The sequence below is a fragment of the Ruegeria aquimaris genome (genome assembly GCF_025751555.1).
Taxonomy (GTDB): Bacteria; Pseudomonadota; Alphaproteobacteria; order Rhodobacterales; family Rhodobacteraceae; genus Ruegeria_B; species Ruegeria_B aquimaris.
In genome coordinates, this window is the sequence record NZ_JAOWLB010000002.1 from 228,280 (window position 1) to 250,393 (window position 22,114).

The following is a 22,114-nucleotide window of genomic DNA, read 5'->3' on the forward strand; positions in this document are numbered from 1 at the left end:
CCATGTCCTTGAACTCGATAGGCGATCTGGCGCAAAACCTGATGCTGCGCAGCCAGGGCACCCGCATCCGGATGCAGATCGACACGCTGACGCAAGAGCTGAGCTCGGGCCAGGTCGCCGATGTCACAGGTCGGTTGCGCGGCGACTTCTCGCATCTCGCCGACATGGACCGGTCGCTCAAGCGACTGCACGCGCTGTCGACCGCCGCCGCCGAAACCGGCTTGCTGGCCGACGCGACCCAGGCCAGCCTCGAAACCGTCAACACCGCAGCCACGGATCTGTCCGACTCGCTGCTCTCGGTTTCGCTGTCGAACCAGGCCGTCAGCCATACCCAGGCGGCGGTCAAGGCCCGGTCGGCTCTCGATACCATGATCTCGGCGCTCAACACATCGCTCGCCGGCCGGTCGCTGTTTGCGGGCGTTGCCGAAGATCAGTCGCCGTTGCGGGATGCCGACACCTTGCTGAGCGAACTGCGCACGGCGGTGTCCGGCCAATCCACGCCCGCCGACATGCTTCAGGCGGCGCGCGACTGGTTCGACGACCCGGCCGGATTCCAGGCCGCGATCTACACCGGGTCGGACCAGTCCCGAAGCCCGGTTCGGGTGTCGGAAAACGACGAGATCGCTCTTGACCGCCGCGCCGACGACCCGGTGTTTCGCGAAGGACTGATGCTCGCCGCGGTTGCGGCCTTGGCGAACGATCCGGCCCTGTCGCTCGACAGCACCGGCAGAAACGCGATTTTTCAGGCGGCCGGTACCGGGCTGCTGGGAACGCGTGACCGCCTGGTCGAACTTCAGGCCGAGGTCGGCGATGCCCAGTCCCGGATCGAAAAGGCCCGGACCGGCAATTCCATGGCCCGGACCAGTCTGGATCTGGCGCGCGGTGAGCTGATCGGCGCCGACCCCTACGAGACCGCGATCCGGCTCGAGGCGGTGCAGTTCCAGCTCGAAAGCCTCTACACGACAACCGTGCGCAATTCGCGCCTGACCCTGGTGAATTTCCTGCGATGACCCTGCTCCGTCTCCTCCTGTGTCTCCTCATGCTCCCCGCGCTTGCCCAGGCCGGGGCGGTCCGCCTGAAAGATCTCGTAGAATTCGACGGGGTGCGCGGCAACGACCTGGTCGGGTACGGGCTGGTTGTCGGTCTCAATGGCACCGGCGACGGGTTGCGCAACGCGCCTTTCACCGAAGAGATCATGTCGACCATCCTGGAAAGGCTGGGTGTCAACGTCACCGGAGAAGAGTTCCGCCCCAAGAACGTGGCGGCAGTGTTCGTCACCGCCAGCCTGCCGCCCTTTGCCCGCGCCGGCAGCCAGATCGATGTCACCGTTTCGGCCATCGGCGATTCGAAAAGCCTGTTGGGCGGAACCCTGATCATGACCCCGCTGAATGCCGCCGACGGCCAGATCTATGCCGTGGCGCAAGGCACGGTGCTGGCCGGGGGCGCCTCGGCCGAGGGTGAGGCGGCCTCGGTGGTGCGCGGAGTCCCCACCGCCGGGGTGATCCCCTCGGGTGCGCGGATCGAACGCGAGATAGAATTTGATCTCGCCTCGCTCACGCAATTGCGTCTGGCCCTGCGCGAACCCGATTTCACCACCGCTGGCCGGATCGAGGCCGCGGTCAACGCCACCTTCAACGCGCGGGTCGCGGTGATGCGCGATTCAGGCACGGTGGAGCTGGATATCACGGCCACCCGCGCCCGTTCGACCGCGCATGCGATCGGCCGGATCGAGAACATCCTGGTCGAGCCGGAACGCAAGGCGCGCGTGGTCGTCGACCAGCGCTCGGGCACCATCGTGATGGGTGCGGATGTGCGGATCTCGCGCGTGGCGGTGTCGCAGGGCAGCCTGACATTGCGGGTCGAAGAAACCCCGATCGCGGTACAACCCAACCCCTTTGCCGATGGCGACACGGTCGTGGTGCCGCGCACCACGGCCGAGATCGAACAAGGCCCCGGCATCAAGCTCGCCGAAGTGCCGGAAAGCGCCTCGCTTTCGGATGTCGTGGCCGGGCTGAACGCCTTGGGCGTCTCGCCGCACGACATGATCGACATACTCAAGACGATCAAGGCCGCCGGGGCGCTGCATGCCGAGTTCGTGGTGCGCTGAGGCAGCCTGTCGAACGGCCCGCGCCACATGAAGGCGCAGGCCCCCTCCGCGGGACGCCTTTCAGATCACAGGTTGGCGATACTTGCCCTGCCCCTCGCGACCGGTCAGACACACCGCGAATGTACCATTGAGCGCAACAAGCGCTCGTTTGATGCTCTGTATTCGTGGCAACACGTGGGTGCGATGACAACGCTGACCGACCGGGCGCGCCTGGTCTCCCGGGTGCTCAGCCCATGTATCCGCGCACCAGGGCGCTGGCGATCAGAGACCAGCCATCCGCCAGGACAAAGAAGGCCAGCTTGAACGGCAGCGCCACGGTTGCCGGCGGCACCATCATCATGCCCATCGACATCAGCACCGCCGCAACGACAAGGTCGATGATCAGGAACGGCAAGAACACCAGGAACCCGATCTGAAAGGCGCGGGCGACCTCGGACAGCATGAACGATGGGATAAGAACCGACAGCGGTGCCTCCGGCACAGGCGTCAGCCCCTCGCCCCCTGGTCGCAGCACCGCCATGGCCAGAAACGTATCGGCGTCCAGCCGGCCGGCCATAAAAACGCGAAAGGGCTGCAAGGCCCGTTCCATCGCGGGCTCTACTGTAAGTTCCTCGCGCAGCATCGGCGCGATCCCGCTGGCCCAGGCCTCGGCAAAGACGGGTTCCATCACGAAGTAGGTCAGGAACAGCGCCAGGCTGACGATCAGCATGTTCGGCGGCGACTGTTGCAGGCCGATCCCTTGCCGCAAGATGCCAAGTACGGTGACCAGCAAGGGGAAACAGGTGATCATGATCGCCAGCCCCGGGGCCAGGCTCAACACCGTGACCAGCACGATCAGCTGGATGGTCCGCGCCGAGACCGAACCGCCCTCTCCAAACGAGACAGAGATCTCCTGCGCCAGGGCGGGCCCAGACGCGACCAGAACCAGTCCCAGCGTCAATCCGGCCACAGCCGCCCGGAAGGGGGTGCGTCTCATCCCAGACCGTTCGAAAGATCCGAGATTTCAGTCAGGCGGACCGCCAATTGGCCGGCCTGGTCGCCGGTCAGCTCTTCGAGCTGCCCGCGTGCAACAAGGCGGTCGCCAACATAGAGTTCCACCGGGTCCTCGACCCGTTTGTCCAGGGTCAGCACCGCGTTTTCGCCCAACCCGATCAGATCCCGGATCAGCGGGCGGGCACGCCCGACCGACACGGTAATCTCAATCGGGACGGAATTGAACGGGTTCTTGGGTTCGCCAGATTGTGTCGGCTCACGCATGTCAGGACACCTCTTTTGCCTGATAAAGGAAGGATTCCATCGCCTCCGAAATGGAGGTCAGGATCGACGAACAATCGACATCACGTTCCTGCGTGCCGATCCGCAAACAGGCCTGCCCATCCGGCAGGGATGCCTCTTCGACCAACTGAACCGGAAAGGAGAACTCCTGATCCAGCACCGGTTTCAGCACTGCGCCAACGCCCGAGGGCACGATGAGCAACGCCGGCTGCGCCACCTGATCCTGCGCCATGGACTTGAGCTGCTCGACGATGTGATGCGTGAAACTCTTGTCCATGGTCCCCGGCAGCACCGTGGACATCAGGCTTGCAAACATCGGCTCCAGCGAGAGCGACATCTGCGTCAACGCCTCGTTATAGGTAAAGGACAGATCCTCGAGGTTGCGCGCCAGCGCGGCGGTGATACGGCCATTGTCCTCGGTTCGGGCCTGCACGGCGTCATCCCATCCGGCCGAATAACCCTCTTCGAAGGCAGTCAGCCGGATTTCCTCCAGCCCGTCCTCGTCGATCAGCCGGACCAGAGCCGGATCCATCAGATTAATCTCGAAATCCTCAAGCAGGTGAGCAATCGACATCAGACCTTCTCCCCGTTGTTTTCATCCAGCCAGCTGCGCAGGATTTCGACAGTCTCTTCCTGCTTGTCGCCGATCATCGCGCGCAGACGATCCACAGCGGCCGTCCCCTGCCCCCCCGGCAGCGCCGGCAGCGCCGCGCCGGTCTGCCCCACGGTCAGACCGCTGGCCGCTTGGCCGCCCACCCCATCCTCCTGAATCTCTCCGGTGAGCGCCGGCACGGGCGCCGACGCGCGTGCCCCGGGCGCGGGCCCGGACAGCAGGTTTGGCGCAGCGGCTGGCCGGGTCAGGATCGGCCGGACCACGAACAAGGCCAGAACCAGGGTGACCAGGGCCAGGGTCGCCATCTGGATCAGCGACATCAGGTCCAGGGACAGGCCCTGCAACAGCGAACTGCTGGCCAGCGTGCCCTGCGGTTCGAGATTGGGCAGGTCCATCGACTTGAGCGTGATCACATCGCCACGCCCGCTTTCAAAACCGACCGCGGATTGCACCAGTTCGCGCAGCGCGTTCAGTTCCTCGTCGGACCTGGGCTCAAACGCCGCCGCACCATCGGCGCCGGTCGTGCGCAGCCCGTTGACCAGAACCGCGACCGTCAGCCGCTTGATCGCGCCGGGGACACGGTGAATTTCCGTTTCCATTTCCGAGACTTCATAGTTCACCCGTTCGCGTGTCGAACTGGCCGATGAGTTGGATTCGTCACCCGCGGCTCCGTCTCCGTCCGGCAGGTTCGAGGCGATCGTGACCTCGGACGAGAGGTTCTTCGAGGCATCCGAGCGCTCCTCGACATCGGTGCTGATCGCCACGCGGCCGTTTGGATCGAACCGGCGCTCGCGGATCGATTCGGTCTCGGTCACCGTGTCGATACTGATCTCGACAATCGCATTGCCGCGACCGACCCGCGCCTCGACCAGCCGCAGCACCCGTTCGCGCATCTGTTGCGCACGATCCTCCGTGGTGCTGGCGCCGCCGGTTTCCTGGGTCCCGATCACGCTGCCGTTCGAATCGATCACTGTCACGCTGTCCGCCGTCATCCCCGACACTGCCGAGGCCACCAGATAGCGTACCGCATTGGCCTGTGCCGGGCTGATCTGCCCGCCCGACGGCACGATCGAGACCGAGGCCGTCGGCTCGATCATGCGCTGAAACGGGTTGGCCGACCCGTTGGCGATATGAACGCGCGCCTGCGCGATATGGGGGCTCGCCACGATGGTGCGGGCCAGTTCCCCCTCCTTGGCGCGCCAATAGGCGGCGTCGAACATCTGCGACGTGGTGCCAAAGCCGCTCAGCGAATCAAGCAGCTCATAGCCCCGCCCGCCGTTCGCCGGCAGCCCCTCGGATGCCAGTGTCAGGCGCAGCTCGTCGCGGCGGTCGGACGGCACATAGATCGACCCGCCGCGCACCTCATACGGGATGCCCTGCTGTTCCAGCGACCGCACGACCTCACCCGCCGAACCGTTCTCCAGCCCCGCATACAAAAGCTGCATGTTCGGGGTCGCGGCGAATCTCGACAAGCCGAGCACGCCGAGGAACACCGCCAGCGCGGCCCCCGCGACCACAAGCTGGCTCTTTCTGTCAAGATTTGCCCAGACCGTTCTAATCTGCTGCACGTAGTCCTCCGTCCTGCCGACCTTCTGCGCGGCGCCTCTTCTGTTTCCCTGATTGGCCTTAACAATCGGTTAGTTCCTGACGGGGTATTCCAGTAGGCGAACCAAGCTGGAGAGTGACATGGCTGACGCAACCGCCGACGCGATCGAACCGGAGAAGAAATCCGGCAAGAAAGGGCTGATCGTGGGTCTTGTGCTGGCAATCGCCGGGGCTGGCGGCGGCTACTTCGCGACGGTGTCGGGGCTGATTCCACTGGGCGGGCATGCCCAGCACGCGACCCACGACGCCCCGGCACAGGACGATCACGGCACACCCGCAGCGCTGCCCAATGTGGGTTATGTCGATCTCCAGCCCATCATGGTCTCGCTCGCAAGCGGCGGCGAACAACGGCATCTGCGGTTTCACGCTCAGCTCGAGGTGAACGAGGCCTATATCGCCGATGTCGAAAAGATTCGCCCGAGAATCGTCGACGTCCTCAACAGCTATCTGCGGGCGGTCGAGGTTTCTGACCTGGACGGCCCTTTGTCACTTCCCCGGCTCAGGGGGCACATGCAACGCCGGATCAACATCGTGGCTGGCGAAGGGCGGATCACCGACGTGCTGATCATGGAATTCGTGCTGAACTAGGAGAAAAATGTGGAACTGATTGCGGATATTCTTCTGGTGGCGGGCGCACTCGGGGCCGGGCTTTATTGTTTCGTGCTGGCGCGGCGCCTGAAGAAATTCAACGACCTGGAAAAGGGGGTCGGCGGCGCGGTGGCGGTCCTGTCGGCGCAGGTGGACGAGTTGAACAAGACCCTGACCGTGGCGCGGCAGACCTCGGACAACTCGGGCACGGCGCTCAAGGATCTGACCACGCGCGCGGAATCGGTCGCGCAGCGGCTGGAACTGATGATGGCCTCGATGCATGACCTGACGCCACAGGCCGCCCCGGCAAGCCCGCCGCAGGAGATGCACGAGGTTGTTCGCGAAGAACCCAAGACGCCGCCTGCCCAGCAGTCCAGGCAATCGGCGCCCCCACCGCAGGGTGTGATGTTCATGCGGCACGAACGCAACCCGGGCGGAGCGGGCTCATGAGCACGGCCACGAAACCCGCCGCCGCCGCGCGCGTGCGGGGCGGTGCCTTGCTGCTGATTTCCTTGCTGATGATCGGCTCGGCCGCGATCCGGATCGTGCTTGAGGCCGGGCCAGCCTTTGCCCGGGGCAGCGAGCCCGAGCAAGCCGCCCAGGCAAAGCCCGAAAAAAGCGGTCAAGCGCCCTCGGACCCCGATTTGCACCAGTTGCTGGTTACCTTGCGCCAACGGGAACAGGATTTGGACGCGCGCGAATCCCATGTCATGGAACGCATGCGGGCGCTCGAGATCGCCGAGACCGCGATCGACCGGAAACTGGCAGAACTGAGCGCCGCCGAACAGACGCTGAGCGATACGCTGGCCAAGGCCAGCGTCGCGGCCGAAGGCGACCTGAGCCGCCTGACCGATGTCTACGAAAAGATGAAGCCCAAGGACGCGGCCGCGCTGTTCGAGGAAATGGACCCGACCTTTGCCGCCGGGTTCCTGGCCCGGATGCAGCCCGAATTGGCCGCCGCCGTGATGGCCGGTCTCAGTCCCAAGGCCGCCTATACGATCAGTGTGGTTCTGGCAGGCAGAAATGCATCGGTTCCCAAGGAATGAAAACCGGAAATTAGGACTCTGCTGTTTGAGTCACAAAGGGTTTGGGTAGAGCGGAGACGCAAAAATGATCGGCATAATCGGTATCGTGGTGATCTTCGCGATGGTGTTCGGCGGCTATCTTGCGGCCGGCGGCAAGATGGCCATCATCCTGAAATCGCTGCCGTTCGAGATCATGATGATCGGCGGAGCGGCAACCGGGGCCTTCCTGATTTCCAACGACATGGGTGCGATCAAGCATACGCTCAAGGACATCGGCAAGGTGTTCAAGGGACCCAGGTGGAAACCCGGCGACTATCATGACCTGCTGTGCCTGCTGTTCTCGCTGATCCGTATCGCCCGACAGAACCCGGTCGAGGTCGAACAGCATATCGAGGATCCGGCCAATTCCGCGCTGTTTTCTAAGTACCCACGGATTCAGGCCGACCGCGAGGCGGTTGCCCTGATCTGCGACACGATGCGCTCGGCCTCGATGAATTATGACGACCCGCATCAGGTCGAAGAGGTGCTGGAAAAGCGGATGGAGGCCAACCTGCATCACGCCATGCATTCCAGCCACGCGTTGCAGACAGTGGCCGACGGCCTTCCCGCGCTGGGAATCGTCGCGGCGGTTCTGGGCGTGATCAAGACCATGGGCTCGATCGACCAGCCGCCCGAAGTGCTGGGCAAACTGATCGGCGGCGCGCTGGTCGGCACCTTTCTTGGCGTGTTTCTGGCCTACGGTCTGGTTGGCCCCTTCGCGGCCAAGGTCAAGGCGGTGGTCGAGGAAGACAATCACTTCTACCTGCTGATCAAGGAGGTACTGGTCGCCAATCTGCACAACCACAACGCGTCCATGTGCATCGAGGTCGGCCGCCAGAACACACCGGCGCACAACCGGCCCGATTTCACCGAATTGGAACAGGCTCTGAAGGGTCTCAAACAGGACGCCGCCTGATGCTGAAACTCTGGGTCGTCGTGTTTCTGAGCCTGTTCGCGGTCTCGGCCCGGGCCGCCGAAATCGAAGTGCGTTCGGGTGAACACGATGGATTTACCCGGCTCGTGTTCCGGATCGAACCCGGAACCGACTGGAACCTGGAAAGCGGTGCGGATGCCGCGCGCCTGACCATCGACATCCCCGAGCTGGTTTACCGTTTCGATACCGTGTTTGATCGGATCCCGCACACGCGCCTGGCGGCCCTGAACCAGACGGCACCGGGCGCCCCATTGGAGCTGAAACTGGCCTGCCCCTGCGATGCGCGCGGGTTTGTCCAGTCCGGGTCAATGCTTGTGATCGACATCCGTCCGCGCCCTGAGGGCGCGCCTGTGCCGCCCGCCTTGCCGCCCGTCGCCCGGCCTGTAACCCTGCCGCTGGTCCCGGACCGGATTGCCCGGCCTTCATCTTCCGACAGCGCCGCTGCCGCTGAAACTGACAGGGCGCTGCCGCCGGTGTTTTCCGCGCTTCCGGTCCGGCAAGCCGATCGCGCGGTCGAAACCCGACTGCTGTCGCGCATTCTGCGCGGCGTCGATCAGGAGGTGCTGACCCTTGATCCTTCTGGCGCGACAGGCGCCACGCCGGATACGCTGGCGGCGCAGGCGGCGCTGGCGGAAACGCTGGAACAGGGGCTCGGACTGTCGAACCTCAGGATCAGCACCGTTGTCGACCGCGATCTGGGCGGGGCACGGGATGGAATCGCGTCACCGGTCCAGCACCGGCCCTGTACCGAAGCCGCGCGGCTTGCGATCGAAAGCTGGGGCGACGAGACCCCTTTCCAGACCCAGCTCGCACGGCTTCGCGCGCGCCTGTATCTGGAGTTCGACGCTGTCGACACGGATATCGCGCTGCAACTGACGCGACTGTATCTCCATTTCGGGTTCGGCGCCGAAGCCCGCGATGTCCTGCCCCTGGCCGGGGTCGAGCCGCGAGATCAGCTGTTGCTCACCGCCCTTGCCGACGCGGTCGATGGGGTGCCGCCGCGCGCCGACAATCCGCTGGCCAGGCAACAGGCCTGCGATGGGCCGGCCGCCCTGTGGTCGGCCCTGACCGAGGGCCGGGTCGCCGAGAATGCCGATACCAAGGCAATGCTGCGCAGCTTTGCCACGCTGCCGCAGCATCTGCGCGCCCATCTGGGACCCACTCTGGGCGGCCATCTGACCGAGGCAGGTTTCGTCGACGCCGCGCGCCAGGTTCTCCGCGCCACCGAGCGTACCAGAACCGCCGATCCGGTCTCGGTCGAAGTGGTCGAAGCCAAGCTGGCCGGGCTCGAAAACAAGCCCGATGTGCAGGAGGAGAAGCTCTCGCGGATCGTGACGGACGACAAGGCCTCCGTTCACGCCCCGCTGGCCCTGGCGGATCTGATCGAGAAACGCTGGGCCGAGGGCGGCGATGTGTCCGAACGCGATGTGGAACTGGCGGCCGCCTTTGCCCAGGAATACCGCAAATCCGATCTCGGCCCCAGGTTGGCGGCCGCCCATGTCATCGCTCTGGCCCTGGCTGGCCGCTTCGATCAGGCGATGGAGGCGGTTGGCACAACCGGGACGGACGGTGACCGGAATGCACGGGGTGACACCCTGAACCGGGTCCTCTCGCGCCTGACCGCACGATCCGACGACCTGACCTTCCTGCGCCATATCTCGCTGTTGCCGAATGACCAGTTCCTTGCCACCGAACCCGAAAACGCGGAACGGATCGCCGAGCGGCTGACCGCGCTTGGGTTTCATGAACTGGCCCTGCGCTACGCCGATCGTCCGCAGGACCGCAAGGGGCGGCATGACCGCGCGGTGCTGATCGCGCGCGCGACGCTGGGCACAGGTCGGCCGCACCGCGCCCTGCTTGAACTGGCCGGGATCGAAGGCGAGGAGGCCAACCTGATCCGGGCCGAGGCCTTGTACCAGACCGGCGACTATTCCGGTGCCGCCGATCTGCTGGCGCAGTCCGGGGACCTGGAGCGGGCCAGCCGCTATGTCTGGATCTCCGGCGCGTCCGATCCGATGCCCGGCACCGAAGGGACCGGGTTTGGCGAAATTCATGCCATGGGCATGGATCTGCTGAATGCCGGGACCGAGTATCCCGAAACCCCGCTGGCCCAGGCCCGCAGCATCGTCGAAGACAGCAGCGCGATGCGTGACCGGATCAAGGAGATGTTGGGTCGGCTGGAATGATCCGCCGGCGTGGCGTCGGCGGATTTCACCCGGTGCCGATCGGGCGCGACCGGCAGACCGCGAATAACGGGCCTTTACCGGGCCGCCCCGGTCGGCAACAAGGAACACATGCGCAGTTTCATCGCCATTCCGGTCCCCGACGGTACCGCCGACCCTCTCGAGCGGCTTCAACGTCGTCTGGGTGCGGGTCGCCCGGTGCCGCGCGACAACCTGCACCTGACGCTTGCCTTTCTCGACGACCAGCCCGAAACGGTGCTGGAAGAACTCCATCACGGGCTCCAGTCGCTGCACACCGCGCCCTTTGCCGTGGCGATGGGGGGTATCGGCGTGTTCGGCACGGCGCTGTTTGTACACGTGGCCAACGATCCACGTCTGGCCCGGTTGCACGATGCGGTCGCCTCGGCCTGCCGCCGCGCCGGGATCGGGCTGCCAAAACGGCGGTTTCGTCCACATGTGACGCTGGCCCGTCTCCGCCCCGGCGCGGCCCCGCCGCCCTTGCCGCCGGGATTGGCCAAAACCGACCTCCCGGACCTGCCTGTCACCGCGGTGGCGCTCTATGGCTCAACGCTTCACCCCACGGGCGCGCGGCACCGGATCCTTGCCGAGTACCCGCTGCTCTAGCGCCTGTGTTCAGGCGTTCGACCAGGCCATGGATCCAGGTTTGCTCTGGCTCTGTCAGCCGATGCACGATCCCGCCGACTTCACATATCAGATTCACTCGCAATGGACCTGCGGGGGCTCGTGTTCGCAGCCCAAGTCTGGTCCGCAAACCGACGCCCCGTGCCATTGCGCGCGCCGCAATCGCACCTTCGATGGCCCACTCGGTTGCGATACTATGAACACGACAAGGCACCATCTGCGGGAACCCCAAGACTCACGGGCAGCCTTTTGGTCTGCTCTCTCTTTCAGCTGTACCACTGCGAAGCTGCTGCTCCGGGCAATGACAACAAAGAGCGAAAGCTTGCCTTAGGCCGTCCCGCGTTCAGATCTGCAATATCCCCGTTGCCGCCCGGATAGCGCGCATGCCTCTCGGCAGATTTGCCTTGCAAATCGCCTGCCGGGTAACAGTACGCGGCGCGGCCTCGATGTACCCGTCCCCCAACGCATCGTTCCCTTCCGTCGAACGGATCGCACCACCAGCCATGACGTCGGACACCCGGGCCTCAGGGTTCGCCGCTGCCGATCGTCTCCTTGCGCCGCGCCACGTAGGCCTCCAGCGCCTCGCGAATGCCGGGGTCCATCGCCGGTTCCTCGTACTCCCGCAGCGCCTGCTGCCAGACCCGGGTCGCGCGTTCTGCGGCATCCACCGCCCCCGCCGCCTCCCAGCTCTCGTAATTCTGCCAATCCGACAAGATCGGGCGGTAGAACGCGGTCTCGTAGCGTTCCATCGTATGCGCGGCGCCAAAGAAATGCCCGCCCGGCGGCACACCCGCCATCGCGTCAAAGCCCAGCGCGTCATCCGAGACATCCAGCGGCCGCAGGAACTCCATCATGTTCTGCAGGATCTCGACATCCAGGACCAGTTTCTCATAAGACGCGGTCAGCCCGCCCTCCAGCCATCCGGCGGCGTGATAGATGATATTGGCCCCGCCCAGCACCGCCCCCCAGGTCGCCATCATCGTCTCGTAAGCGGCCTGCAAATCGACCGCGTTCGAAGCGTTGGAATTCGACGTGCGATAGGGCAGCCCATAGCGCCGCGCCAACTGCCCGCCGATGATGTTCGCCTTGGTGTTCTCGGGCGTACCAAAGGCCGGCGCGCCCGAGCGCATGTCGACATTCGAGGTGAACGAGCCATACATCACCGGCGTCCCGGGCCGCACCAGCTGGGTCAGCACCACGCCAAACAGCGCCTCGGCGTTCTGCTGCGCCAGCGCGGCAGCCAGCGTCACCGGCGTCATTGCCCCCATCAGGGTAAAGGGCGTGATCGTCACCGGCTGGCCATGCTCGGCCATCGCGATCAGCCCGTCCCCCATCGCATCATCAAAGAGACGCGGCGAGTTGACCGAGATGATGGTGATCACCCCAGGGTCAGTTGCCATCTGTTCCAGCGTCTGACCACGTGCGATCGCCATCATCTCGATCCCGTCCAGCGCCCGGCCCCGCCCGATGGCGGTGCAGTGAAACGACAGGTCCGACAGGGTCAGATTGGCCAGATAGGTGTCCAGATGCCGGGTATTCGCGGGCATCTCGACCGGCGCCATCACCTGATTGCCGATGATGTGGATCGCGTTGAAATGATGCGCCAGCCGGATGAAGTTGCAATAGTCGGTATAGTTGCCCGACCGCCGCCCGTTCACACGGTCATGCACGTTGGGCGGCCCCGCCACCAGACCGAAGTTCAGCGCATTGCCGCCCATCTCGATCCGTTTCGCCGGATTGCGGCTGGTCAGGGTGAATGTGCGCCGCACCGTTGCCAGCGCCGCGTTCACCAGCGTCTCGTCAATGCGCACGATCCGGCTGTCACGGTCGACCAGCGCGCCTGCCTGTACAAACAGGTCCAGCACATTGTCACCGATCACCCGGATACCCAGTTCCGACAGCACCCGCATCGAAGTGGCGTGCAGCCGCTCCATCTCCTCGGGCGAGGCCAGCTCGAACCCGGGATAGGGGTTGCGCACCTGCTGCCAGGGAAGTTGCTCGATGCCACCGCCACTGCGCGCGCTCTTGCCGCGCCGGCCGCCGGTCCTGCGGTCGCTCATGTGCTCAACCCTGAACCGGCTCGAACAGATGTGCCGCCGCATCGGCGAACCGGCTGCCCGGATCTGTCAGCCCCAGGATCGCGTCGCGCAGCGACGCCGCGCGTTCCTCTCCCAGGACCGGCGCGGCAAAATCCATGTATTTGCCCAACACCTCGTCACGGGACATCGGCGCCTCGGGTCCACCCCGCGCATGGGTGTCGCCTGACAGCAATACCCGCCCGTCCGTCGTGGCAATCTCCACATCCGCCCAGCGCCCCGCCGGAAACCGCGTGGAATGGCGCTCGGTCTCGGCCACGGTGATACGGCTCATGATCTCGGCGACCAGCGGGTCCGACAGACCGGGGCCCGAGATATGCTCCACCCCGATCCGGCCATAAGCGATATAGGCGGCAACCGGAAACGGCAGCGCATATTGCGCGATCCCGGTCGAGGGCGGCAGCCCCTGATAGAGGCACGCCGCCTCGTGGAAACTGTTCACATGCACCCGCGCGATATCCGTATGGCTCAGACCATGCTCCAGCATGATCGCGCGCACCCCGTCCACCGCCGCATGCGCCCAGCGGCAGATCGGATAGGGTTTCACATATTGATGCTCCATCTGCCAGAACCGGCCCAGATCCTCCCAGAACGGCGCCGCCTCGGGCGCCTCCATCGTGATCGCGGGTGCGCCGGTGAACCCGTGCTCGGCAAGGATCATCGACGACATCCCGACCATCGCGCCCCAGCCCGAGCCGTCATGCAGCATCGTGGGGGTCGCGATCTCGCGCATCATCTGGCTGCGGGGGCCATGATACTCGGCAATGCCCAGCGCCTGCCGCATCGTCTCGCGCCCATGCCCGCGCAGTCGCGCCGCCATCGCCACCACGCCCAGGCAGTTCCACGCGCCCGAGGTGTGATAGTCACTGACCGTGGCATGCAGCGCGATCCCCGCGCGCCCGGCCACCTCGTATCCCACGGTGATCGCGGCCAGCGCCTCGGGGCCGGTCAGATCGGGCAGATGCTGCGCCAATGTCGCCAGGGTCGGGATCACGACGACACCGATATGCCCCTTGGTCGGGTTGTACCCGTCATGGCCGTCCAGGTTGTCGGTCTGGGTGGCGGCGGCAAAGGCCGCCCCCGCCAGGCTCACGCGCCGCCCGTCGAACATCATCCGCGCGCTGTGGCCCGGATCGGAACTGCCATAGAGCAGGGTCGCCGTCTGGCGCGCGATCACGCCCGCCTCCATCGGGCCTGCCGCGGCGATGATCCCCAGCGTATCCAGTGTCATCAGGGCCGCCGCCTCCAGCGTGCTGGCCGGTATCTCTGCCGGGATGCGGTCCAGCGCAAAATCGGCGATCCGGTCAAAGGTAGAGAGGGGTTTGCTCATCGGTGCGGTCATCTGGCCTCCTTCGCCCAGCCGGGCGTCTCCGAGACCAAGGCTAGACGCCCGCCCGCAGCACCACACGCAAAAATGCCGGGGCCTATGCCCCGGATATTTTTGCCCCGGATGGTTTTGCGTTGACCAACGCCCGGCCGGACAGGGCTTGCCGCAGGCCGGGCAACCGGCAATAGACTTGCACCATGAAACATCTGCCGCATCTCACCTTCCTGCGCTCGTTCGAGGCCGCCGCCCGCCACCTGAGCTTTACCGCCGCCTCCGAGGAACTGAACTGCACCCAATCGGCGGTCAGCAACCATGTCCGCTCGCTTGAGGAATATATCGGCCGCCCCCTCTTCGTTCGCCTGCCCCGCGCGCTGGCCCTGACCGAGGTGGGCGAGGCCTATCTCCCCTCGGTCCGCCACGCCCTGCAAGAGATCGACGTCGCGACCGAGGCGCTTCTGTCCCAGAAGCGGCGGCGCGAGGTGGTGATCTCCTGCCCCACCAGCCTGGCCTCGGTCTGGCTTGCCGGTGTGCTGCGCGACTTTCACACCACCCATCCCGATATCCTGGTCACCGTGCACGGCACCGTTTGGACCGATGTGGAACAGGACGTGTCCGACATCTCGATCACCATGGACCACACCGATGACATCCCAGACGGCGCGGTGCAGCTCTGGGACGAACGGCTGGCCCTGGTCTGCGCCCCCGATTTCCGGGTCGACGGCAAGCCCCTGACCGACCCGGCGCAACTGGTGCGCGCCCGCCGGATCCAGGTGCTCGGCCGCCCGATCTACTGGGAGCTGATGGCGCGCCATTTCGGCATCAAGAGCTTCGAGGCCACCGGCGGACACAAGACCGATGTCTCCACCCTCGCCGCCCGCCTAGCGGCCCAGGGCCTCGGCTGCGCCGCCCTGCCCCGTGTGCTTGCCCGCCCCTATCTGGACCAGGGCGAATTGATCGAACCGTTCCAGACCGACATCCGCAATCCTTGGGTCTATTGCGCCCGGTTCAAAAGCCGCACGCCAACCCCCTCGGTCCGGCTGTTCAAGTCCTGGCTGCTCGACGCCGCCGCCCGGATGGAGGGCTGACCGCCACCCAGCCCAGGAAACCCCGTCCTGCTTCTTTCTGGTCAAAAATACTCAAATTCCGACCCGGCCGCTTGCGCACCGGATCGGGACAAGGCTCACCCCCTCAACCGCGTCCCCGCCGGATCGAATGGCGGTTCGGCCAGCAACACCGCCTTGTGCGGCTTACCCAACAGGAACACCTCCAGCGCGTCGCCCGGTTTCGCCACTGCCGGGTTGGCATAGCCGATGGCCAGCGACTTGCCCACCGAATAGCCATAGGCGCCCGAGGTCACCCGCCCAACCGGCCTCCCGTCGGGGGTAAAGATCGGCTCACCGCCACTGGCGTCCGCCCCATGCGCGGCCTCGATCTCGAACACCGACAGCACCTCGCGCACCGGGTTGTCCTTGATCTTCAGCCAGGCCGCCTTGTTCAGGAACTCCTTATCCGCCTTGATCAGCCGCTCCAGTCCCACTTCCTGCGGCCAGTATTCGGGGCTGTATTCCCGACCCCAGGACCCATAGCCCTTCTCGATCCGCAAGGACCCCAGTGCCCGGCTGCCCACCGGCCCGCCGCCGATCTCGCGCGCGGCCGCAACCAGCGCGGTGTACAGCCTCACCTGATCCCCCTCGGCGCAATGCAGCTCCCATCCCAGATCGCCGGTGAAACTGACCCGGATCGCCAGGCAGGTCACGCCCGCCACCTCGATCGTGGCCGAGCGCATGAAGGGGAAGCCCTCGTTCGACAGGTCGGCATTGGTCAGCCGCTGCAACATGTCGCGCGCCTTGGGTCCGGCCACGTTATAGCCCGCGATGCGGTTGGTCGCGACTTCCAGCGTGGTGCCCGCAGGCAAATCCACCATGTTGAAGAACCGCTGGTGATAACGTTCGGCCATGCCGGACCCCACCATCATATAGGCATCCTCGCCCGTCATGGTGATGGTGAAATCGCCCGCAATCCCGCCCCGCACACCAATCAGCGGTGTCAGACAGGATCTGCCCACCACCGTAGGCACCCGGTTCGCCACCAGCCGGTCCAGCCACTCGCGCGCGCCCGGCCCCTTGATGTCGTAATTGGCAAAGTTCGAGATGTCGATCACGCCCACCTGCTCGCGCAGCATCCGCACCTCGCGGCCCACCGGCTCCCACCAGTTCTGGCGGGTAAAGCCCACGGTCTCACTCACACCGGCGCGGTCGGCGAACCACAGCGGATGCTCCCAGCCGCAGTTCATGCCGAACACCGCGCCCATCTCCCTTTGCATCTCATATGCCGGACGCACCCGCGCCGGTCGCCCGGCGCTGCGCTCCTCGTTGGGGAAATGGATGGCAAAGCGATGGGTATACTGGTCCTGCACCCGCGCCTTGGTAAACTTCTTGTCGGCCCAGTCGCCGAACCGCGCCAGGTCCCAGGCGAACATGTCGTATTGCGGCTCGCCCTCGATCATCCATTGCGCCGCCAACAGGCCCAGCCCCCCCGATTGCGAAAAGCCCGGAATGATGCCGCCGCAGACGAAATAGTTCCGCAATTCCGGCACCGGTCCCCACAGCGCGCTCGAATCCGGCGACCAGATCATCGGCCCGTTGATCACCCGCTTGACCCCCGCCGTCGCCGCCACCGGCACGCGTTCGGTCGCGCGGATCACGTTTTCCATGATCCGGTCCAGATCGTCGGGGAACAGATCATGGGCAAAATCCAGCGGCGTGCCGTTTTCGGCCCAGAACTTCATGTCCTTCTCATAGGCGCCGATCAGCAGCCCGTTGCCTTCCTGCCGGAAGTAATATTCGCCATCCCGGTCCGCGATCGACGGCAGGCGGCGGCCCAGCGCCGCCACTTCGGGGATGGCCTCGGTCACGAAATACTGATGCTCGGTCGGTTGCAGCGGCAGGGTGATGCCCGCCAGCGCCGCCACCTCGCGCCCCCACAGGCCCGCCGCGTTGACCACCCATTGCGTGTGAATGTCGCCCTTCTCGGTGCGCACGATCCAGCTGCCATCCGGCTGGGGCTCGGTGCCGATCACCGGGCAGAACCGTTCGATCGTGGCCCCCATGGCGCGGGCTCCGGCGGCATAGGCATAGGTCACGCCCGACGGGTCCACATTGCCGCCATCGGGTTCATACATGATGCAGCGGATATCGTCGAATTGCGCCAGCGGGTGCAGTTCCTTGGCGCGGTCCTTGTCGATCTCGTAGAAGTTCAGCCCGTAATACCGCGCCTTGGCCTCTTGCAGCCGCAGCTGGTGTTCCCGCGCCTCGGTCTGCGCCAGATAGAGCGAGCCCGCCTGGAACACGCCACAGCCCTGCCCGGTCTCCTTCTCCAGCTCCTTGTACAGGTTCATCGTGTAATGCTGGATACGGGTGACGTTGTTGTTGTCGTGCAGCCCGTGGATATTCGCCGCCGCATGCCAGGTCGATCCGCTGGTCAGCTCGTCCCGCTCCAGCAAGACGACATCGCGCCAGCCCAGCTTGGCCAGGTGATAGAGGATCGAGCATCCGACAAGACCGCCGCCGATCACGACGGCCTGGGCATGGGTTTTCATGGGGCGGGTCTCCGTACTGTGTCCCGGACGACCCTAGCCGCAGACCCGGCCCCGCACCCGCCAAAAATTCTGGGGTGGGGGGCCGGTTTTTGTTTTGTGTCAGGCCGCGATCGCCTTCATCGCCGCCAGGAACTGCGCCACCTCGTGAACGCTGTTGTAATGGCACATCGACACCCGCACGCAGCTGTCCAGCCCCAGCGGATCAAGGATGTTGCCCGAGTAATGATCGGCCTTGCGCACATGGGTGCGGATTCCCTGCGCATTGAGCTGCGCCACCACCTCGGCCGAGGCCACACCCTCGACCCAGAGCGACACCAGCCCCTCGCGCGCCGGGTTGTCGATGCCGCCGATGATATGCACCTTCTCCATGTCCTTCAGCCCCGGCAGGTTGCCGGTGCCATGGATCATCGCGTCGGTCAGCGCCTTTTCCTGCGCATGGATCGCCTCGCCCGCCGCCACGAACCGCGCCCGCCGGTCGGTCGCATCGCTCACCTGCGCGCCCAGCCATTCGAGGTAATCCGCAACATCGGTCAGCGTCGCATAGCTGCCGGTGTCCCGCGTTCCCATCTCCCAATTGTCCGAAGGCCCGTTCAAGAGCCCGTTATGCGGCAATTTCGTCAGCCGGTCCGAGATCCAGGCCAGCCCGTAGCCATGCCGCGAGAACATCTTGTAGGGCGAGATCACATAGCCATCGACACCGTAAGCCGCCAGGTCGATCCGCCCATGCGCCGCATGCTGGATGCCGTCCACGATGATATAGGCTTCGGGCGCAACCGCCCGGATCGCCGCCACGATCCCCTCCAGGTCCACCCCCATGCCGGTCACGGGCGAGGTATGGACCACGGTCGCCACCACGGTATCGGGCGTCACCGCCGCGGCATAGGCCTCGGGCGTCACCGTGCCTGTCGCGTCGTCATGGGCCACCAGCACATGCCGCTGCCCTGCCACCCGCGCCCAGCGGTCACAGGCACTGCGTGAGGCCGGATGCTCCAGCGTCGTGCCCAGCACCACCCCCGGCCCGGCGCCCAGGCAGGCGTTCATGATCAGGCGAAAGGTCAGCTCAGTACCGCTTTCGCCGACAAAGAACTGCCCCCCCGGCGCGTTCATGAACACGCGCATGTCGTCCTTGGCCTTGTCGATCACCCGCACCAGCTCGTGGCTGCCCGGGTTGTCGCGCCCCTGGTTGTCGGGGATCGCCGCATAGCGGGCCGATGTCTCGACCACCGAATGCAGCGTCAGCGCGCCACCGGCATTTTCAAAGAACACGCGCGGGCCCTGCACCGGGCAGTGGTCGATTTGCGCGAAACGGCTGCGGATTTCGGTCAGCAGCGCGGGGGTGATCTGGGTCATGCAGGCTCCATATGGCTCGTCCACGGATTCGCGCGCACGCTACGCGCGGACGCGGGCAATGACACGCAAAACTTTTGAGGCGCAAGGGGCCGCTTCACGGCAGGCAAGACAACTGGACTGTGGACAATGTCACCTCCCAATGGTTTTTTCGGCACTTGACGTCATTTCCCCAGACTTCGACAACAGTCGAAGTTCACAAGTCGCATCAAGGATCGACAGATGAAGTTTTGCTTTCCCATTGTCATCATCGACGAGGATTTCCGGTCCGAGAACACGTCGGGCTTCGGCATTCGGGCGCTTGCACAAGCGCTTGAAGCCGAAGGGTTCGAGGTCCTCGGCGCGACAAGCTACGGTGATCTGTCGCAATTCGCGCAGCAACAAAGCCGCGCGGCGGCCTTTGTCCTGTCGATCGACGATGAAGAGTTCAGCCCCGGCCCCGACCTCGCCCCGGCGGTTCTGAATCTCCGCAGCTTCATACAAGAGGTCCGCTACAAGAACGAAGATGTCCCGATCTACATCTATGGCGAGACCAAGACCTCGCGGCACCTGCCGAACGATGTCCTGCGCGAGCTGCACGGTTTCATCCATGCCTTCGAGGACACCCCCGAATTCGTCGCCCGCCACATCATCCGCGAAGCGAAGAACTATCTCGAATACATCCAGCCGCCGTTCTTCAAGGCGCTTCTCGACTATGCCGAGGACGGCTCGTATTCGTGGCATTGTCCCGGACATTCGGGCGGTGTCGCCTTTTTGAAGTCGCCCATCGGGCAGATGTATCACCAGTTCTACGGCGAGAACATGCTGCGCGCCGATGTCTGCAACTCGGTCGAGGAACTGGGCCAGCTGCTCGACCACAACGGCGCCATCGGGGCGTCAGAGCGCAACGCGGCGCGGATCTTCAACGCCGATCACTGCTTTTTCGTCACCAACGGGACCTCGACCTCGAACAAGATGGTCTGGCATCACAACGTCGCGCCGGGCGACATCGTGCTGGTGGACCGCAACTGTCACAAATCGATCCTGCATTCGATCATCATGACGGGCGCCATCCCGATCTTTCTCAAGCCCACGCGCAATCATTGGGGGATCATCGGCCCGATCCAGAAATCCGAATTCGAACCCGAAGCCATCAGGGCCAAGATCGAGGCCAACCCGCTTCTGGAAGGGATCGACCCCGACACGGTAAAGCCGCGCATCCTCTCGCTCACGCAATCCACCTATGACGGGGTGCTCTACAACACCGAAGTCATAAAAGAGATCCTCGACGGCTATGTCGAGACGCTGCATTTCGACGAGGCCTGGCTGCCGCATGCGGCCTTCCACCCGTTCTACGGCACCTACCACGCGATGGGGCGCAAGCGCGGGCGCACGAAAAGCTCGATGGTGTACGCGACGCAATCGGTCCACAAGCTTCTGGCGGGCATCAGCCAGGCCAGCCATGTTCTGGTGAAGGATGCGGAAGAGGCAAAACTCGACCGGCATCTATTCAACGAATCCTACCTCATGCACACGTCCACCAGCCCGCAATACTCGATCATCGCCAGCTGCGATGTCGCGGCGGCGATGATGGAGCCCCCGGGCGGCACCGCGCTGGTCGAGGAAAGCCTGATGGAGGCGCTCGATTTCCGGCGCGCCATGCGCAAGGTGGACGAGGAATATGGCAACGACTGGTGGTTCCAGGTCTGGGGCCCCGACGAACTGGCCGAAGAGGGGATTGGCCGCGCCAAAGCCTGGGAGCTGAAGAAGACCGACAGCGATGCCATCGAAAGCTCGGGCGAAGACGCCTGGCACGGGTTCGGCGACATGGCCCGCAACTTCAACATGCTCGACCCGATCAAGGCGACGATCATCACCCCGGGCCTGAACATCGACGGCCGCTTCGAAGAAACCGGGATCCCCGCCTCGATCGTGTCGAAATACCTGACCGAACATGGTGTCGTGGTCGAAAAGACCGGTCTTTACAGCTTCTTCATCATGTTCACCATCGGTATCACCAAGGGCCGCTGGAACACGCTTCTCGCCGCGCTCCAGCAGTGCAAGGACGACTATGACCGCAACCAGCCGCTGTGGCGCGTGATGCCGGAATTCTGCGCCAAACAGCCACGCTATGAACATATGGGACTCAAGGATCTGTCCCAGCACGTGCATGATCTCTACGCCAAATACGACGTGGCGCGGCTCTCGACCGAGATCTATCTGGGCGATCACCGCCCTGCGATGTCCCCGCTCGACGCGTTTTCCCATATTGCGCGACGCAAGACCGAAAGGGTCGCGATCGACGATCTCGAAGGCCGTGTGACCACAAGCCTCGTCACCCCCTATCCGCCCGGTATCCCGCTTCTGGTCCCCGGCGAAGTCTTCAGCAAGGAGATCGTGGACTATCTTCGGTTCAACCGCGAGTTTGCCCGCGAATGCCCCGGCTTCGAAACCGATATCCACGGCTTGCTTCACGAGGTCGGCGAGAACGGCGAGGTCCGGTATTTCGCCGACTGTGTCGCCGAGTGAAAAGAAAACGCCCCGGCATGACAACGGGGCGTTTGCTTTCGCCAGCAGTGCGGGCGCCGGACACCAACTGTGGTCGGCGGGTGACTGACTTGCGCCGGGGCGGAAAGAACCCGATGCCGGCGCAATCCGAACGCCTGTTTTGATGTTCGGTCTCAGGTCGGGCCGCCCCCGCAGCGAATCCCTTGCTCCGTCGTGCGGAACTCCGTCCCGGCACAGCCCCGCCTTGG

Annotated in this window: 18 protein-coding genes; 10 read left to right on the plus strand and 8 right to left on the minus strand. The window is 64.8% G+C overall.

Annotated features, from left to right (window positions below; all coding sequences use genetic code 11):
- Nucleotides 1-2: 2 nt before the first annotated feature.
- On the plus strand, nucleotides 3-1,010 hold the full coding sequence (locus tag OE747_RS03965; RefSeq protein WP_263827305.1) for a flagellin: 1,008 nt from the start codon (nucleotides 3-5) through the stop codon (nucleotides 1,008-1,010).
- A complete protein-coding gene (locus tag OE747_RS03970; protein ID WP_263827306.1) occupies nucleotides 1,007-2,107 on the plus strand; it encodes a flagellar basal body P-ring protein FlgI in 1,101 nt (366 codons plus the stop codon). Before OE747_RS03965 ends, OE747_RS03970 begins: the two co-directional genes overlap by 4 nt.
- Nucleotides 2,108-2,333: 226 nt before the next feature.
- Here OE747_RS03970 and fliP read toward each other — a convergent pair whose 3' ends face one another.
- Genes fliP through fliF form a run of 4 tightly spaced genes read right to left on the minus strand, consistent with a single transcriptional unit; the run spans nucleotide 2,334 to nucleotide 5,563 of the window.
- Nucleotides 2,334-3,083, minus strand: a complete 750-nt coding sequence (gene fliP, locus OE747_RS03975) for a flagellar type III secretion system pore protein FliP (protein WP_263827307.1) — start codon at nucleotides 3,081-3,083, stop codon at nucleotides 2,334-2,336.
- Nucleotides 3,080-3,364 (minus strand): FliM/FliN family flagellar motor C-terminal domain-containing protein, encoded by a 285-nt coding sequence (locus tag OE747_RS03980; RefSeq protein WP_263827308.1) that lies wholly within the window; start codon nucleotides 3,362-3,364, stop codon nucleotides 3,080-3,082. Before OE747_RS03980 ends, fliP begins: the two co-directional genes overlap by 4 nt.
- Before the next feature lies 1 nt (nucleotide 3,365).
- Nucleotides 3,366-3,956, minus strand: a complete 591-nt coding sequence (locus OE747_RS03985; RefSeq protein ID WP_263827309.1) for an ABC transporter ATP-binding protein — start codon at nucleotides 3,954-3,956, stop codon at nucleotides 3,366-3,368.
- Nucleotides 3,956-5,563 carry a flagellar basal-body MS-ring/collar protein FliF gene (gene fliF / locus OE747_RS03990; protein WP_263827310.1) on the minus strand — a complete coding sequence of 536 codons (1,608 nt, stop codon included), beginning with the start codon at nucleotides 5,561-5,563 and terminating at the stop codon, nucleotides 3,956-3,958. The genes OE747_RS03985 and fliF overlap by 1 nt, the downstream gene beginning before the upstream one ends.
- A gap of 118 nt (nucleotides 5,564-5,681) precedes the next feature.
- On the opposite strand from fliF, the gene OE747_RS03995 reads away from it, so the two are divergent.
- From OE747_RS03995 to thpR, 6 genes are all read left to right on the plus strand, one after another.
- Nucleotides 5,682-6,188 (plus strand): flagellar basal body-associated FliL family protein, encoded by a 507-nt coding sequence (locus tag OE747_RS03995; protein WP_263827311.1) that lies wholly within the window; start codon nucleotides 5,682-5,684, stop codon nucleotides 6,186-6,188.
- A gap of 9 nt (nucleotides 6,189-6,197) precedes the next feature.
- The gene (locus OE747_RS04000; RefSeq protein ID WP_263827312.1) at nucleotides 6,198-6,638 is read left to right on the plus strand and encodes a hypothetical protein; all 441 of its coding nucleotides are present in this window, start codon (nucleotides 6,198-6,200) and stop codon (nucleotides 6,636-6,638) included.
- Complete coding sequence (locus OE747_RS04005) at nucleotides 6,635-7,234, plus strand: MotE family protein (protein WP_263827313.1); 600 nt, start codon at nucleotides 6,635-6,637, stop codon at nucleotides 7,232-7,234. The genes OE747_RS04000 and OE747_RS04005 overlap by 4 nt, the downstream gene beginning before the upstream one ends.
- 64 nt (nucleotides 7,235-7,298) lie before the next feature.
- The gene (gene motA, locus OE747_RS04010; protein ID WP_263827314.1) at nucleotides 7,299-8,168 is read left to right on the plus strand and encodes a flagellar motor stator protein MotA; all 870 of its coding nucleotides are present in this window, start codon (nucleotides 7,299-7,301) and stop codon (nucleotides 8,166-8,168) included.
- A complete protein-coding gene (locus tag OE747_RS04015) occupies nucleotides 8,168-10,372 on the plus strand; it encodes a hypothetical protein (protein WP_263827315.1) in 2,205 nt (734 codons plus the stop codon). The genes motA and OE747_RS04015 overlap by 1 nt, the downstream gene beginning before the upstream one ends.
- A 108-nt stretch (nucleotides 10,373-10,480) precedes the next feature.
- Nucleotides 10,481-10,993, plus strand: a complete 513-nt coding sequence (gene thpR / locus OE747_RS04020; RefSeq protein WP_263827316.1) for an RNA 2',3'-cyclic phosphodiesterase — start codon at nucleotides 10,481-10,483, stop codon at nucleotides 10,991-10,993.
- Between the two features lie 542 nt (nucleotides 10,994-11,535).
- Here the strand turns inward: thpR and OE747_RS04025 are convergent.
- Together OE747_RS04025 and OE747_RS04030 are read right to left on the minus strand one after the other, a co-directional pair.
- Nucleotides 11,536-13,071, minus strand: a complete 1,536-nt coding sequence (locus OE747_RS04025; RefSeq protein ID WP_263827317.1) for a trimethylamine methyltransferase family protein — start codon at nucleotides 13,069-13,071, stop codon at nucleotides 11,536-11,538.
- Between the two features lie 4 nt (nucleotides 13,072-13,075).
- On the minus strand, nucleotides 13,076-14,449 hold the full coding sequence (locus tag OE747_RS04030; RefSeq protein ID WP_263827318.1) for an MmgE/PrpD family protein: 1,374 nt from the start codon (nucleotides 14,447-14,449) through the stop codon (nucleotides 13,076-13,078).
- A gap of 182 nt (nucleotides 14,450-14,631) precedes the next feature.
- Here OE747_RS04030 and OE747_RS04035 point away from each other — a divergent pair, with 182 nt between their 5' ends.
- Nucleotides 14,632-15,519 carry a LysR substrate-binding domain-containing protein gene (locus OE747_RS04035; RefSeq protein ID WP_263827319.1) on the plus strand — a complete coding sequence of 296 codons (888 nt, stop codon included), beginning with the start codon at nucleotides 14,632-14,634 and terminating at the stop codon, nucleotides 15,517-15,519.
- Nucleotides 15,520-15,614: 95 nt separating this feature from the next.
- Here OE747_RS04035 and OE747_RS04040 read toward each other — a convergent pair whose 3' ends face one another.
- Both OE747_RS04040 and OE747_RS04045 read right to left on the minus strand, forming a co-directional pair.
- A complete protein-coding gene (locus OE747_RS04040) occupies nucleotides 15,615-18,032 on the minus strand; it encodes a GcvT family protein (RefSeq protein ID WP_263827320.1) in 2,418 nt (805 codons plus the stop codon).
- A gap of 99 nt (nucleotides 18,033-18,131) precedes the next feature.
- On the minus strand, nucleotides 18,132-19,382 hold the full coding sequence (locus OE747_RS04045; protein WP_263827321.1) for an aminotransferase class V-fold PLP-dependent enzyme: 1,251 nt from the start codon (nucleotides 19,380-19,382) through the stop codon (nucleotides 18,132-18,134).
- 219 nt (nucleotides 19,383-19,601) lie between these two features.
- On the opposite strand from OE747_RS04045, the gene OE747_RS04050 reads away from it, so the two are divergent.
- A complete protein-coding gene (locus OE747_RS04050; RefSeq protein WP_263827322.1) occupies nucleotides 19,602-21,887 on the plus strand; it encodes an arginine/lysine/ornithine decarboxylase in 2,286 nt (761 codons plus the stop codon).
- The last annotated feature ends 227 nt before the right edge of the window (nucleotides 21,888-22,114 follow it).

Bases quoted from the DNA above. Each gene is read 5' to 3' on its own strand.
- OE747_RS03965 (WP_263827305.1), top strand. From the start codon at position 3: ATGTCCTTGAACTCGATAGGCGATCTGGCGCAAAACCTGATGCTGCGC.
- OE747_RS03970 (WP_263827306.1), top strand. From the start codon at position 1,007: ATGACCCTGCTCCGTCTCCTCCTGTGTCTCCTCATGCTCCCCGCGCTT.
- fliP (WP_263827307.1), bottom strand. From the start codon at position 3,083: ATGAGACGCACCCCCTTCCGGGCGGCTGTGGCCGGATTGACGCTGGGA.
- OE747_RS03980 (WP_263827308.1), bottom strand. From the start codon at position 3,364: ATGCGTGAGCCGACACAATCTGGCGAACCCAAGAACCCGTTCAATTCC.
- OE747_RS03985 (WP_263827309.1), bottom strand. From the start codon at position 3,956: ATGTCGATTGCTCACCTGCTTGAGGATTTCGAGATTAATCTGATGGAT.
- OE747_RS03995 (WP_263827311.1), top strand. From the start codon at position 5,682: ATGGCTGACGCAACCGCCGACGCGATCGAACCGGAGAAGAAATCCGGC.
- OE747_RS04005 (WP_263827313.1), top strand. From the start codon at position 6,635: ATGAGCACGGCCACGAAACCCGCCGCCGCCGCGCGCGTGCGGGGCGGT.
- motA (WP_263827314.1), top strand. From the start codon at position 7,299: ATGATCGGCATAATCGGTATCGTGGTGATCTTCGCGATGGTGTTCGGC.
- OE747_RS04015 (WP_263827315.1), top strand. From the start codon at position 8,168: ATGCTGAAACTCTGGGTCGTCGTGTTTCTGAGCCTGTTCGCGGTCTCG.
- thpR (WP_263827316.1), top strand. From the start codon at position 10,481: ATGCGCAGTTTCATCGCCATTCCGGTCCCCGACGGTACCGCCGACCCT.
- OE747_RS04025 (WP_263827317.1), bottom strand. From the start codon at position 13,071: ATGAGCGACCGCAGGACCGGCGGCCGGCGCGGCAAGAGCGCGCGCAGT.
- OE747_RS04030 (WP_263827318.1), bottom strand. From the start codon at position 14,449: ATGACCGCACCGATGAGCAAACCCCTCTCTACCTTTGACCGGATCGCC.
- OE747_RS04035 (WP_263827319.1), top strand. From the start codon at position 14,632: ATGAAACATCTGCCGCATCTCACCTTCCTGCGCTCGTTCGAGGCCGCC.
- OE747_RS04040 (WP_263827320.1), bottom strand. From the start codon at position 18,032: ATGAAAACCCATGCCCAGGCCGTCGTGATCGGCGGCGGTCTTGTCGGA.
- OE747_RS04045 (WP_263827321.1), bottom strand. From the start codon at position 19,382: ATGACCCAGATCACCCCCGCGCTGCTGACCGAAATCCGCAGCCGTTTC.
- OE747_RS04050 (WP_263827322.1), top strand. From the start codon at position 19,602: ATGAAGTTTTGCTTTCCCATTGTCATCATCGACGAGGATTTCCGGTCC.